Here is a 13100-nt window from a genome sequence, read left to right as displayed (position 1 = left end):
CAAGCGTAAATATGCGAAACTGGACTCGCGCGGGGATGCTGCGGAGGCCAGTGTTTGAGGGGTTTATCTTTTAGTGCCCCTGCCGCGCTTTGTTATCTCCCCATCAAGTAACTTTTCCGCAGTTAAGCCACTGGATATAAGTTTCTCAACCCTATCACTACTAAAAGCCTGATTAATCAGCTCTACTGATAGATTTAAATAGAAAGTGTTAATCTGATTCATTTGGTCCTCACTTAAGACGCAATCAAGTCTATCACTATGCTTCTCCCATTTAGAATCCTTTATCCCCGACTCAATTCCGCTGGCTTTTAGGTTAATAAAATCAATTTGGAGTTTTTCCATTACCTTTTCGACTTGGCCAATCATAACTATATTGCTTTCTATCTCATTTCTTACTGACTTGAGGGCAATCAGATTTGCATTATCTTCTTGAATTTGAAGAATTATTTTATTGTTTTCGTGTTGTCTATTGAGGGAACTGCGGGTAACAAAATAAGTTGCCGCCGCGCCAATTATGCTACCGACAAGCCCTGAAGCCGCGCTAATAAGTGAATCAACATTCATATAATCTATCACCCCGCATATTTAAACGTACACACCGCACGAAGATACCGCCCATCCCCGATCCTCCGTAATTTCCTTTTATTATGTATTTAGTTACTTTGAGACTTGTATAAAGATACCGTTAAGTAATCCGATATATTTGGCGGATAGTTCCCCGTCCGTCATGGTGAACGTTGAGAATAAAACGTAGTTACTTCGTTGAGTAGCAGCTTCTATGTATCCTCTTCCTAGCGTATTCACGATCCCCCTGGTCAAAACGTTGTCACTCTCGTCCGAAAACTTCTTTACCATGTGGTCGCTAAAGTCAGTCGTCGACGGATTTGTCACCGCAAAGAGTATAACAACTAATAATAGAACGACAAACGCGCCGATGCGCCCCTTACCACTTTTTCGCGCCGGTTGTGGTCCTGGCATCATATTACCCTCCAACTTTTTGCCCCCTCTTAATTATTGGTTATATTTTACTATACTTCCGCCGCGAATTAAACGAAAAAAGAACCCCTCAAAGCAGCCACTACGTTTGATACGCAATGACCCGTCGAGGGGTTCCGTTATTGACGCTTATTCAGTTTTATCTCCGCTGTCCGCAATCTCTCCGCTCTCCTTATTCGCTCCGTCCGCCAACCCTTCCGCAAGCATATACGCAACGCACGCACCGACCGCGCCGATCACGGCCGTCACCTGCAACGTTACGGACTCACCCGCGCCGGCTGCCGTTAGCACCGACGTAGCGAGCGCGGCGAGCAGCGCTTAATACGCTACAATAATTTCCGCGATATCGGTCGGTAGTATCGTCTCAAGCTCCCATTCGCCGTCATCGTAATATTCGATTTCATACGCCTCGTGTGCGCCATGAACTAATACAATCGTTCCCTTACGTCCCGTCCGTGTTAACACGTAATCAAGTTCCTCTGCAACCATCCGCTCACCGCCTTGTTTTAGTATACATTACGTGTACCTTTACTGCGCGTTTCATGTGAAAATAGCGTCCATATGGCCGGCCCTACCGGTAACCCTCGGACGCGATTAGCGCAGCTTATTTGACGTAGAACCGGCGAAACGCAGACGAAACATGCGCGTAATTTATGGAGGCGCAAGCGCAAAAATGCCGAAGAAAGTATTGATACCCTCGTCAACAAAGTGTAAAATGAAAATGACAAGACCGATAACGAAATTATCGCTACCGGCTTGTCCGCAAGGTAAGGGTATTGAATTTTAAACAAACTTAGACAGTAAGGCCAGTAGTAGTCGATCTCTGTGGTGGAGAAATCGGCTACTTTTTCTTTTCCAACATCTTAACTAAATCAAGGACAAACTTCGCGAATGCTAAAGTAAACATCATTGACGCGAATATTAATGTTATCACTTCATAAGTGCTTATATTTTTCACCGCCGGGCCGCTTACCTTGCCTATTCATATTATAACAGACAATATCTCGTTGTCGCATCATAATCACCCCCTATATCATAATTTTTCAAATTTTTTTATTCTTCAACCCCCCAGCCATTATATATCGGGCTTACTAGCTCGCACCCTACCGTTTCATAATTCTCGTAAGCGGTGAGTGCTTCCGGTGTTCATCCGCAATACTTTCCTCACTTATCTGAACGTACTTTCGTGTCGTGGCTATATCTGCGTGTCCCATTATCTTTTGAAGGTGAAATATGCTCATACCATTCTCCGCGGCCATTGTCGCAAAGTTATGGCGAAGTACGTGCGGCGATACATTCCGGCCAAGCTTAGCCTTTTCCGCATACTTATCGAATGACTTTTGAATCGTCTTTTCGCTCAACGGGTCACCATAATTGGTTGTAAATACGAATGTTGTTTCGAAATGCTGCTCCGACTCCGTAATTAGCTGTTTAAGCAGCCGCAGAGTCTCTGTAGATAGGGGTAATACTCGCGATTTCCGATTCTTGTTTTTCACGGCCGGTAGCATAATAAGTTTCCGGACAAAATCAATCTCGGATTTCTCTAATGCGCAGATTTCATTCAGACGCAGACCTGTGTCCAGAATTAGCGTCATAATTACCGCATCTCTCCACTGTGCCCATTGCCGCCGATCCGGAGCATTCATAAACCGCCGAAGTTCCTCCTCGGTCAATGGCGTAACTGTATCGATATCCTGGCGCATTAAGGACAGGTTAGCGACTGGATTCCGATCTATGACCTCCTCTGTATGGAGAACGTTAAAGAACGTCCTTAGAACGCGAATACGGACGTTTACGGATGCGGGTGATAGTCCGCGCTGCTCCTTCTTAAACTCCGACTTAAACGGATGCCCGGCGTAGTACTCCTTTTCATTAGCGCACCAAATAACATAATCGCGAAGCATGTCCGCGGTTACGTCTTGAATCGTAATGTCTTCGTACTGCTGATCCGCGACCCATTCCATAAAGTAACGCATGTTCTTAACGTAGTCCTCGATTGTTTTCTCTTTCAGGTTATTTGCACGTTTAATCTTCACTACGAAATCAACTGCCTCATTAAGCGTAAATGACGGCAGTCCTACCTCCGCAATGGGCGTCCGCTGGGTCAGCGTCTTCTTCCCCGTCCGTTTATCCATAATAAAAGACCTCCTACGCGTTATTAACGTAGAAGGTCGAATCATTCAGGTATGTACAAATCAGTTAGCGCTCACTTGCGTCCAGTTTCCGTACACATAACGTACTGAAAACGTGATAATGACGCGGTTTTTAATTAGTGGCGGAGAGGGTGGGATTCGAACCCACGCACGCCTTGCGACGCCTAATTGATTTCGAGTCAACCCCCTTGGGCCTCTTGGGTACCTCTCCACAGCAAGCAAGAATGATTGTAACATGATTTTTTGCCGATTGCAATACCCTAACTTTAAAAGCAAAAAAACAGCCGGTAGCGGGGCTTTTTTTCAGATTGAACTGAAGTGGGCGCCCCCTCTCCACCGGCTAGGCCAATTAATTATGTCTATCTTCCGTTCCGCCTGCTTGGTTTGGATCCTGAACCGCGGATCGCAGAACCTTGCGCATGTTTTTTTCAAACTTGGCCCGGGGAACGAGTACACTGTGTTTGCATCCCACGCATTTAATCCGGATATCCATGCCCATTCGGATGATTTCCATCTCATTGCTTCCGCATGGATGGTTTTTCTTCATTAATACAATATCGCCCAATTGAAATGATTTCCGCTCCATCTCTTCCCCTCCTTTAATTATCCCGGTTGCTGATCTTGCTGTTTCCCGACTTCCGCAGCCAGTCTGAGGTCTTCTTCCTCTTCCAGAGCCTCTTTAGCGTACAAATGGATCTGACGCTCCACGTTCGCCCTGACGCCCGGCAGACACTCCACAGCGATCCGTATGACGTACTCGCTCGCCGTAAGCGATTGTACACCCATCACACTCGGAACCTGGCTAATTTCCCCGTTGCTTTCCTTCAACTCCAACATGGCCTTTTTTAACAATTCCAGTGTATCCTCCAGCTTTCTTGTATTGCTGAATGGAAGGTCTACCACGGCTAAGGCATTGCCAATCGAGAAGTTGGTCACATTGGTAATCATCCCGTTCGGTATGATATGCACTTCGCCTGTCCAGCTGACAAGCCGTGTGGAACGGAGACCGATAATTTCAACCGTTCCTTTTAAGGTACCGGTTTGAATCACGTCGCCCACCGCAAATTGATCCTCCAGAATGATAAAAAAGCCGGTAATCACATCTTTTACCAAACTTTGTGCGCCAAACCCGATCGCCAATCCAAGTACGCCGGCCCCAGCCAATAATGGACCTAACTTAACCCCGACCTCGCCCAAAATTAGCATGATCATAATAAAGTTACTCGTAATCGAAGTTACATTTTTCAGCAATTCCCCTACCGTGACGAATCTGCGGGGATTCACTTGCAGACGCCCCTTTTCCCGTCGCTCCAGGGACCGGTCAATAATCCGGAAGACAACCTTTACAAATAATCTCGTCAACAAAAAAATAAGAATAATCCGAAGACCGGAGAACATCAACCGTTCCCACATATCCATATTCGTAAACCAGTCCCACATTTTATCTTTCCAGGTAATCGCAGCTTCAATAGCGTCCTCTGTGCCCTGCTCAATCAGCCAACCTCTCATCTCGTCTCCTCCTCCAACCCGATGCTATCATAGCCTCCGTCTACGCGGGAAAAAATACCCCGGATCTCCACGGTCTCACCGATAACAATCTCTCTTACTTGCTCAAGAGATTCCTGCGGAAATTGAATGGATAAGGCGCAACCTGCCGTAATTTCCTTGGGGGTCGGACACAAATCGATCTCCACTTCCGCATATTCCAGTAGCATTTCAGCTCTCAGCGCCTGTTGCGTCGAATCAAATGCCATGACCAGCCAATCGTCCAATCCGATTCCCCCCTTCTGTGCGACTTTAGTCCGAGTATATAAATTCATTAATTTCCATATACTAACTACTAGTATTTCAAAGTTTAACCCATCGACCCAAAATAATCACTTCTTCATTCAGGAAAGGAAGATTATATGTCGCAAATACAGCCTACAGTACCGGGACAACAAGATATCCCCTATTTGAAAATACCACATACCGAGCCAGGCATTCATTCTGCCATCATTCATCGCCTGCTCTTGCATTTTGCCAAGGTGTCCCCCGGCCAGGATATGGTGATCGTATGCATCGGTACCGACCGTTCCACCGGTGACTGCCTCGGCCCGCTTGTCGGAACGGCACTTTCCAAGCTGAATCATTTCGGGCATTTTCACCTCTACGGAACACTTGAAGAACCGGTTCATGCCATGAATTTAAAAGATACGCTGGAAAAAATCAATAACTCTTTCACGAATCCTTTCATTATAGGAATCGATGCTTGCCTTGGTCAAACTGCAAGCGTAGGTTCCATTCAGGTCGTGCAAGGGCCTCTTCGTCCGGGTGCGGGCGTAAATAAAGAACTACCGCCGGTCGGCGATATCCATGTCACTGGAATCGTCAATGTCGGCGGCTTTATGGAATACTTCGTACTGCAAAACACCAGGCTCAGTCTCGTCATGCGGTTATCGGAAATAATTTCCAGTAGCGTTCACACAGCGATCAAAGAGTGGAATAAAGGCTTTATTCCCCTAGTCCGGCGAGAGAAATAGCTTCGATCTCCTCCGGTGAAAGTGCATGCGTTGACTCACCTCTGGTCAGAGACTTGGCATAAACGTAGGATCCGTCGCGGCTGTATAATCCGGTTATGACGACGCCATCCTTCTGATCGTCCACGAAGGCCACGGAGAAACTCAGTTCATTTCCGCGTTCACCAAAAGCATTATATCGTTTAATTCCAACCTTCGCCTTTTGCTTGGGCATCAAGGCATTGATTTTAGCAATCTGCTGCTGTTGCTCGGACTGGATATCTTCTATTTTGCCTTGTCCGTTTTTCAAATCAATCAGCAAGCCTTCCAAATCATCAACGCCGGTTCCAGCCATCATCAATTCGTATTTTTTGCGCAATTTCCTCAATTTCCCACCCTGCACAAAATTCCAGATTAGCAGCCATAAAACAAGAACCGCCAATCCACCTATAATCCAGACCAACTGATCTAAGATGAGTTCATTCCACTCCTGCATGCCTGCTCTCCCCTATGTGTCACTTTGTGATGAATTGTATGGCCGAAACGAGTGCCTCGATGTCCCCCGTCGTCGTCGTAAATCCCACGCTTGCACGCACAGCTCCACCCGCTGTTGTTCCAGCCGTTATATGTCCCAGAGGGGTGCAGTGGTATCCCGCTCTCACGGCAATTCCAAATTTACGGTCCAACTGAAAGGCAACATCCGATGCATCAAAATTTTGAACGGTAAACGCAACGATTCCGGTTCTTGGATCGCCAAGCTCGGGGCCCAGTAGTGAAATTCCATTTATGTCTCCTAAACGAGCCATGATTTGTTGCGTCAACTGCCATTCATGATTATAAATTTGTTCTACGCCCAGTTCCAGTACATGTTTGACTCCTGCCCCCAAACCAGCTATGCCCACGGCATTTAACGTTCCAGCTTCATAGCGGTCAGGCCGTACTTGCGGCATTTCCAAGGCTTCAGACTGACTGCCTGTGCCTCCATGATGCAATGGATCCAAATCAACATTAGGATGAATGTATAAGCCACCGGTTCCTTGCGGGCCCAATAGCCCCTTATGACCGGGGAACGCCAGAAGATCAATCCCCATTGACTGGACATCAATAGGATATCCTCCTGCGGTTTGTGCCGCATCAACTAACAATAACGCCCCATGTTTATGCGCAATCCGGCTTATTTCATCAACGGCAAGTATGCTTCCAAGCAAATTTGAGCTGTGGGCACATACGACCAATTTTGTTTCCGGACGAAAATTCCTTCCAAGCTCCGCCAGGTCGATTTCGCCTTGCTGATTCAAGGTGAGATAATCTACGGCGATCCCCCGGGTTCTCTTCAAGTACTCTAGCGGGCGTCTAACGGAATTATGCTCCACCATTGTGGCAATTACATGATCTCCAGGTTTCAAGATGCCTTTGATTGCCAAATTGAGCGCTTCCGTCGTATTCGAAGTGAAGACAATATCGTTAGGATTTTCAATATGAAAAAGGCGAGCTAGCAACATTCGAGTTTGAAATATTTTCCTTCCGGCTTGTAATGCCATTCCATAGCTCCCTCGTCCCGAGTTAGCTGAAGGTCCATTTAGTATTTCCAACATGGCCTCTCCTACACTCCCCGGTTTTGGCCACGAAGTTGCGGCGTGATCCAAATAGATCGCTGACTGCTGTTTCATATTGATTACCCTCTTTCTCCTGCCGGCAACCTAAATTCCCCATCTAGACTACAATGACATACCCTTCTCCCTAATAAAAGGCACTAGCCTTTCATTGACTCCAGGAAAGCCGAGTATGTCACATGTCATTGTCAATTCAACAAATCGAGCAATCGTTGCAAATCCTGTTTACTATAAAAATTAATTTCGATTTTGCCTTTTTCTTTATTCGCCTTAATCTTGACCGTTGTCTTGTAACGTTCGCGCAAGTTTTCTTCAACTTCGTCCATATAAGGATCACGTTTCTTATTTACGGGTTTTACTTTGTCTTGCTTATTCCGATCCAGTTGTTGGACTGCATCCTCTAAATCCCGGACGCTCCATTCATGATCAATGCACTGCTTTGCCAATTGCTTAATCTTTCCAGCATCCTTGAGACCAACCAGTGCTCTTGCATGACCCATTGATAATGTTCCACGTGAAACATATTCTTTAACTTCTTCAGGGAGTGACAACAATCTTAAGAAGTTAGCAATATGGGATCTCGATTTTCCTACTTTCAGGGAAAGCTCTTCTTGGGTTAATTGGAATTGATCCATCAAGCCTTGATAAGCTACAGCGATTTCCATCGCATTCAAATTTTCCCGCTGCAAATTTTCAATGAGAGCAATTTCCATGACCTGCTGATCGGAGAATGATCTCACTACTGCAGGAATTGTGGAATTTCCGCAAAATTGTGAAGCACGGAAACGACGTTCCCCGGCGATAATTTCATATCCCTTTAAAACACTGCGTACAATAATCGGTTGAATGACTCCGTGCTGACGAATCGATTCCGCCAGTTCACGAATGGCATCTTCGTCAAATGTTTTTCTCGGCTGGTAAGGATTGGCACGAAGCTGCTTCAGAGGAATTTCAATGACCTTGTCGTCGTCTTGAACAGAAAGCGACGGAATCAAAGCATCCAAGCCCTTTCCCAAACGTTTATTCATAGGAAACCACTTCCTTTGCCAACTCTAAATACACTTCAGCGCCCTTCGATTTTGGATCATATGTAATGATCGACTGACCGTGAGACGGTGCTTCGCTAAGTCTGACATTCCGTGGAATAACGGTTTTATACACTTTTTGCTGGAAGTACTTCTTCACTTCCTCAATGACCTGAATCCCCAAATTTGTACGGGCATCAAACATGGTCAATAGTACCCCTTCGATTTGCAAAGAAGTATTGAGATGTTTTTGGACAAGGCGTACCGTATTGAGTAATTGACTCAAGCCCTCCAACGCATAATATTCGCACTGAATCGGAATAAGTACGGAATCCGCAGCCGTCAGGGAATTAATCGTTAATATTCCGAGCGACGGCGGGCAATCTATCAAAATATAATCATATAAGTGCTTAACTTGGTGCAAAGATTTCTTTAAACGGACTTCCCGTGAGATGGTCGGAACCAGTTCGATTTCCGCACCTGCCAGCTGGATGGTGGCCGGAATAATGTCCAAGCCCTCTATATCTGTTGGTGCAATCGCCTCTTTGGGATCCACTTCATTGATTAAAACATCATAAATACAGTTGGCTACATCAGCCTTGTTTATCCCTACCCCACTGGTTGTATTTCCTTGCGGATCAATGTCGATAAGAAGTACTCTCTTACCGATAGATGCAAGTCCAGCTCCCAAATTAACGGAAGTCGTCGTTTTGCCGACGCCCCCTTTTTGGTTAGCTATGGCAATTATTTTAGACAATCCATTTCACCTCAATATAATAGAAGAATCTTCTTGTAGATTTTAAATTATGCAAGCGTCCACCAAGTTGATGCTACAAAAAGACCACAACGTTCCTGGCGACTTATCATGAAGCACCCAAAAAGAAACTGACCTCGGCTGTTCCAGATATGGTCAGTGGCATGAAACTTCTTTATCTTTTTGGAATTTGGATAACGATTTCGTAATGATCCTCATGATCCTTTTCCGCAGTCTTGATCGCAAGGCCGGAACCCGAAACCATGTCTATCGATTGACGAATGGTATTTAAGGCAAGTCTAACATCTTTGGTGAAAGAGATCCGTTTGGATGCCTTTTTGTTTTTAGCTACTTCTTTGTAGAAAGCAATTCTCGCTTCCGTCTGTTTAACATTCAATTCCTTGGAGATGACTTCTTCCAATACTTTAAGTTGAAGCTCTTCGGAATCCAGAGAAAGTAATGCCCTAGCATGACGTTCCGTTATCTTCCGTTCCATGAGTGCCGTTTTTACAGTCTCAGGTAAATGCAAAAGTCTGATTTTGTTTGCAATCGTAGATTGGCTCTTCCCCAATCTTTGAGCCAGACTTTCTTGCGTCAACTGGTGCAAGTCGATGAGGTTTTGATAAGCCAACGCTTCCTCAATCGCCGTAAGGCCTTCACGCTGCAAGTTCTCGATTAAAGCAATCGAGGCAGCCTGGGAGTCGTTAAAATCCCGTAGAATAGCCGGAATGGTTTCCATGCCCAACTTTTTGACTGCCCGCCAGCGCCGTTCCCCGGCAATGATCTCATACTTCTCATTCCGGAAGCGGACTACAATCGGCTGAATGACGCCATGAGTACGTATCGTTTGGCATAGTTCATCGATTTTCTCATCATCAAATATAGTACGGGGCTGATAAGGGCTGCCGACAATATCCCCTACCGGGATTTGTTTCACTTCATCACCGTTCGATCGTTCGGTTAAACCAAACAATTTAGAAAATTGTTCTTTCATTCCGCAGATTACCACCTAATTTCATAGTGACATAGGGTATACCTTATAAACACATTTTCTTCCAAATAAAAAATGTGATGCACTCGGGCTGTAAAACCCCAGCTTAAGGCAAGACTCCCTATGTTTTAACCGTTATCATAAAGCAATAAAATCTCCAGACAGCGGTTGTGCAAAAGATTAACTCTCACCTTTAGGCTAGCAAATATTAGGATAAGCCATCGTTGAAGCGATTGCCCCGACATTTAATTAGCGATAACTCTATTCTACCACTTTTTCCTCCATAATCCTATTCTCTTAAATACGAATTTTGATATTATCTATTAAGGATTTGCAGATAAATAAAAAAAGCCCCTTAACAAAGTTGTTTCACGTGGAACAATTTGTTAAGGAACTTATTTGTAATAGCATGTTACAAAATAGGCGACTTTAGTGGTGTTCCCGCTTTACGCGGATATTTTTTTGGTGTTGGACCGGTCTTTTTCACCAGTATAATATGGCGATCCGAATTTTCCATCGGTAATGAAAAATGATGGATCTGATGAAGTTTTCCTTTAAGTTCTGTTAAGCTTTTAGAGGACTCAGATATTTCTTCCCCAGGATCGCTGCCTTTCATTGCGGCAAAAGTTCCACCTGGTTTGGTGAACGGAAGACAAAACTCATTCAGTACAGCCATCCGAGCAACAGCACGAGCCGTTACCAAATCATATGAATCGCGTAAGTTCTCATTTCGTGCCATATCCTCCGCACGCCCATGGAGCAAGTTCACTTGATCCAATCCCAACTTGTCTACTACATTCTGTAAGAAGTGAATTCGTTTATTCAAGGAGTCCACAATCGTCAGCTTCAAATGCGGGAAACAAATTTTAAGCGGAATACCGGGAAACCCTGCACCTGAACCAATATCGGCCAAGCTGTCAATCTCCTCTATATTAATATAGAAGGAAAGCGTTACGGAATCATAGAAATGTTTGATGTACACCTGTTCTCGTTCCGTAATTCCCGTTAGGTTCATTTTTTCATTCCACTCAACGAGTTCCTGGTAATATACTTCAAACTGTTGCAATTGCTCAGGAGTTAATTCAATTCCCCGTTCGCTTAACAATTCACGAAATTGAGTTTCTATCTGATCCAAGATCGATTACCCTCCCGCCGCAGTTACCCGGTTATAATGTTCAAGATATACCAATAAAATGGAAATATCAGCAGGAGTTACCCCGGAAATACGTGAAGCCTGGCCAATTGAAATCGGACGAATTTTTGTGAGCTTTTGACGAGCTTCAATGGCCAACCCCTGAATATCTTCATACTTAATATTTTCGGGAATTTTCTTCTTTTCCATTTTTTGTAAGCGTTCAACGTGCAGCAATTGCTTTTCGATATAGCCTGCATATTTGATTTGAATCTCGACCTGCTCCTTCATTTCGTCATCAAGTGCACGATCGGCCGGATACAAGTTACCCACATGTGCATAAGTTACTTCAGGACGCCGCAAAATTGTCAACAGGTTGCTTCCGTCTTGAATCGGTGCAGAACCGATCGATTCCAGCATGGTATTGATTTCGGTCGGACGCACTTTGGTTTCCCGAAGCCGTTGAATTTCAGACTCCACCTTCTCCTTTTTATCAAGGAAAGCTTCGTACCGCTCTTGAGGAATAAGCCCGATCTCATGCCCGATTGGCGTCAACCGCAAATCGGCATTGTCATGACGCAGAAGCAAACGATATTCCGCACGGGAAGTCAGCAGCCGGTACGGCTCATTCGTCCCTTTGGTCACCAAATCATCGATCAGAACGCCAATATAACCTTGGGAACGGTCGAGAATCACCGCTTCTTTACCTTGAACCTTGCGTGCCGCATTGATTCCGGCCATAATCCCTTGACCTGCCGCTTCCTCGTAACCGGAAGTTCCGTTGATTTGGCCGGCCGTAAACAGGCCCGGAAGCCGTTTTGTTTCCAGCGAAGGCCACAGCTGGGTCGGTACGACCGCGTCATATTCGATCGCATAGCCATTCCGCATCATTTCGGCATTTTGCAGGCCCGGGATGGAGCGCAGCATTTGCAATTGAACATCTTCCGGCATACTCGTGGAGAACCCTTGAACATAGTACTCCGCCGTGTTCTTGCCTTCCGGTTCAAGGAAAATCTGATGCTTCGGCTTGTCGGCAAAACGAACGATTTTGTCCTCGATAGAAGGACAGTAGCGCGGTCCGGTTCCCTCAATGACCCCCGAAAACATCGGTGCCCGATGCAAATTGGCATTGATGATATCATGAGTTTCAGTAGAAGTATAGGTCAACCAGCAAGGCAATTGCTCGTTGTCAGATCCCTTCGTCTCATAGGAGAAAAACTTCGGCTTCTCGTCCCCGGGTTGAATTTCCGTCTGAGAAAAATCAATGCTGTCCTTATGCACCCGAGGCGGCGTTCCCGTCTTGAACCGGACCAGATCAAACCCCAGCTCCTTCAGATTTTGCGACAGTTTTACCGCAGGCTGTTGATTGTTCGGGCCGCTTTCATACATCAGCTCACCCATGATGATCTTCCCGCGCAAATAAGTACCGGTCGTGAGCACGACCGCATTCGCCCGGTATTCCGCCCCAGTCTGAGTAATGACGCCGACGCATTTTCCGTCTTCGACGATCAATTCCTCCACCAGACCCTGACGCATCGTCAATTTCGGTTCCTTCTCCATCGTTTCCTTCATCGTATGCTGATAGGAGAATTTATCCGCTTGCGCCCGTAGCGCATGAACAGCCGGTCCTTTTCCGGTATTCAGCATCCGCATTTGGATGAACGTTTTATCGATATTACGGCCCATCTCGCCGCCCAGGGCGTCCACTTCGCGCACTACATGTCCTTTTGCCGGACCGCCGATCGACGGATTGCACGGCATAAAGGCAACCATATCCAGATTGATCGTAATCATCAGCGTGCTGCAGCCCATCCGGGCTGCGGCAAGCGCCGATTCACAACCCGCATGGCCTGCGCCGACGACGATAACGTCATAGTTTCCGGCAACATAACCCATCCGATTTCCCTCCTAAAAATGATTAGGCGATCCCACCTGAGT

The 13100-nt window shown here is 45.8% G+C and carries 16 protein-coding genes and 1 tRNA gene; 1 reads left to right on the top strand and 16 read right to left on the bottom strand.

What is annotated here, in order from left to right; all coding sequences use genetic code 11:
- Positions 1-63: 63 nt before the first annotated feature.
- From ACLB09_RS12185 to ACLB09_RS12145, 9 genes are all read right to left on the bottom strand, one after another.
- A complete protein-coding gene (locus ACLB09_RS12185; protein ID WP_410770109.1) occupies positions 64-564 on the bottom strand; it encodes a hypothetical protein in 501 nt (166 codons plus the stop codon).
- A gap of 93 nt (positions 565-657) precedes the next feature.
- On the bottom strand, positions 658-993 hold the full coding sequence (locus tag ACLB09_RS12180) for a hypothetical protein (protein ID WP_410770108.1): 336 nt from the start codon (positions 991-993) through the stop codon (positions 658-660).
- Between the two features lie 132 nt (positions 994-1125).
- Complete coding sequence (locus ACLB09_RS12175) at positions 1126-1251, bottom strand: hypothetical protein (RefSeq protein ID WP_410770107.1); 126 nt, start codon at positions 1249-1251, stop codon at positions 1126-1128.
- Positions 1252-1314: 63 nt separating this feature from the next.
- Positions 1315-1485 carry a hypothetical protein gene (locus ACLB09_RS12170; protein ID WP_410770106.1) on the bottom strand — a complete coding sequence of 57 codons (171 nt, stop codon included), beginning with the start codon at positions 1483-1485 and terminating at the stop codon, positions 1315-1317.
- 614 nt (positions 1486-2099) lie between these two features.
- Complete coding sequence (locus ACLB09_RS12165; protein ID WP_410770105.1) at positions 2100-3131, bottom strand: tyrosine-type recombinase/integrase; 1032 nt, start codon at positions 3129-3131, stop codon at positions 2100-2102.
- A gap of 138 nt (positions 3132-3269) precedes the next feature.
- Positions 3270-3360 (bottom strand) — tRNA-Ser (locus ACLB09_RS12160).
- A gap of 138 nt (positions 3361-3498) precedes the next feature.
- Positions 3499-3735, bottom strand: a complete 237-nt coding sequence (locus ACLB09_RS12155) for a DUF951 domain-containing protein (protein WP_410770104.1) — start codon at positions 3733-3735, stop codon at positions 3499-3501.
- Between the two features lie 17 nt (positions 3736-3752).
- Positions 3753-4658 (bottom strand): mechanosensitive ion channel family protein, encoded by a 906-nt coding sequence (locus ACLB09_RS12150; RefSeq protein WP_410770103.1) that lies wholly within the window; start codon positions 4656-4658, stop codon positions 3753-3755.
- A complete protein-coding gene (locus ACLB09_RS12145; protein WP_410770758.1) occupies positions 4655-4903 on the bottom strand; it encodes a DUF3343 domain-containing protein in 249 nt (82 codons plus the stop codon). Before ACLB09_RS12145 ends, ACLB09_RS12150 begins: the two co-directional genes overlap by 4 nt.
- Positions 4904-5056: 153 nt before the next feature.
- Here ACLB09_RS12145 and yyaC point away from each other — a divergent pair, with 153 nt between their 5' ends.
- Positions 5057-5671 carry a spore protease YyaC gene (gene yyaC, locus ACLB09_RS12140; protein ID WP_410770102.1) on the top strand — a complete coding sequence of 205 codons (615 nt, stop codon included), beginning with the start codon at positions 5057-5059 and terminating at the stop codon, positions 5669-5671.
- Here yyaC and ACLB09_RS12135 read toward each other — a convergent pair.
- The 7 genes from ACLB09_RS12135 to mnmG all read right to left on the bottom strand — a co-directional run bounded on the left by ACLB09_RS12135 (position 5643) and on the right by mnmG (position 13058).
- Complete coding sequence (locus ACLB09_RS12135) at positions 5643-6143, bottom strand: DUF4446 family protein (RefSeq protein ID WP_410770101.1); 501 nt, start codon at positions 6141-6143, stop codon at positions 5643-5645. The genes yyaC and ACLB09_RS12135 overlap by 29 nt on opposite strands.
- Before the next feature lie 19 nt (positions 6144-6162).
- A complete protein-coding gene (locus ACLB09_RS12130) occupies positions 6163-7317 on the bottom strand; it encodes an aminotransferase class V-fold PLP-dependent enzyme (protein WP_410770100.1) in 1155 nt (384 codons plus the stop codon).
- Between the two features lie 131 nt (positions 7318-7448).
- Positions 7449-8288, bottom strand: a complete 840-nt coding sequence (locus ACLB09_RS12125; protein WP_114498598.1) for a ParB/RepB/Spo0J family partition protein — start codon at positions 8286-8288, stop codon at positions 7449-7451.
- A complete protein-coding gene (locus tag ACLB09_RS12120; protein WP_410770099.1) occupies positions 8281-9042 on the bottom strand; it encodes a ParA family protein in 762 nt (253 codons plus the stop codon). The genes ACLB09_RS12125 and ACLB09_RS12120 overlap by 8 nt, the downstream gene beginning before the upstream one ends.
- A gap of 172 nt (positions 9043-9214) precedes the next feature.
- Entirely contained in the window at positions 9215-10033 is an 819-nt protein-coding gene (gene noc, locus ACLB09_RS12115) for a nucleoid occlusion protein (protein ID WP_410770098.1), read from the bottom strand.
- 409 nt (positions 10034-10442) lie between these two features.
- A complete protein-coding gene (gene rsmG / locus ACLB09_RS12110; RefSeq protein ID WP_410770097.1) occupies positions 10443-11165 on the bottom strand; it encodes a 16S rRNA (guanine(527)-N(7))-methyltransferase RsmG in 723 nt (240 codons plus the stop codon).
- 6 nt (positions 11166-11171) lie between these two features.
- Positions 11172-13058: a tRNA uridine-5-carboxymethylaminomethyl(34) synthesis enzyme MnmG gene (gene mnmG, locus ACLB09_RS12105; protein WP_410770096.1), complete on the bottom strand. Its 1887-nt coding sequence runs from the start codon at positions 13056-13058 to the stop codon at positions 11172-11174.
- Positions 13059-13100: the final 42 nt, after the last annotated feature.

This window comes from Fontibacillus forbon (genome assembly GCF_046559655.1).
GTDB lineage: Bacteria > Bacillota > Bacilli > Paenibacillales > Paenibacillaceae > Fontibacillus.
Note: the sequence above shows the minus strand (reverse complement) of the source record. Positions and strands in the feature narration are given on the sequence as shown.

Excerpts from the sequence above, each read along its gene's own strand:
- ACLB09_RS12185 (WP_410770109.1), bottom strand. The coding sequence starts at position 564 with ATGAATGTTGATTCACTTATTAGCGCGGCTTCAGGGCTTGTCGGTAGC.
- ACLB09_RS12170 (WP_410770106.1), bottom strand. The coding sequence starts at position 1,485 with ATGGTTGCAGAGGAACTTGATTACGTGTTAACACGGACGGGACGTAAG.
- ACLB09_RS12165 (WP_410770105.1), bottom strand. The coding sequence starts at position 3,131 with ATGGATAAACGGACGGGGAAGAAGACGCTGACCCAGCGGACGCCCATT.
- ACLB09_RS12155 (WP_410770104.1), bottom strand. The coding sequence starts at position 3,735 with ATGGAGCGGAAATCATTTCAATTGGGCGATATTGTATTAATGAAGAAA.
- ACLB09_RS12150 (WP_410770103.1), bottom strand. The coding sequence starts at position 4,658 with ATGAGAGGTTGGCTGATTGAGCAGGGCACAGAGGACGCTATTGAAGCT.
- ACLB09_RS12145 (WP_410770758.1), bottom strand. The coding sequence starts at position 4,903 with ATGGCATTTGATTCGACGCAACAGGCGCTGAGAGCTGAAATGCTACTG.
- yyaC (WP_410770102.1), top strand. The coding sequence starts at position 5,057 with ATGTCGCAAATACAGCCTACAGTACCGGGACAACAAGATATCCCCTAT.
- ACLB09_RS12135 (WP_410770101.1), bottom strand. The coding sequence starts at position 6,143 with ATGCAGGAGTGGAATGAACTCATCTTAGATCAGTTGGTCTGGATTATA.
- ACLB09_RS12130 (WP_410770100.1), bottom strand. The coding sequence starts at position 7,317 with ATGAAACAGCAGTCAGCGATCTATTTGGATCACGCCGCAACTTCGTGG.
- ACLB09_RS12125 (WP_114498598.1), bottom strand. The coding sequence starts at position 8,288 with ATGAATAAACGTTTGGGAAAGGGCTTGGATGCTTTGATTCCGTCGCTT.
- noc (WP_410770098.1), bottom strand. The coding sequence starts at position 10,033 with ATGAAAGAACAATTTTCTAAATTGTTTGGTTTAACCGAACGATCGAAC.
- mnmG (WP_410770096.1), bottom strand. The coding sequence starts at position 13,058 with ATGGGTTATGTTGCCGGAAACTATGACGTTATCGTCGTCGGCGCAGGC.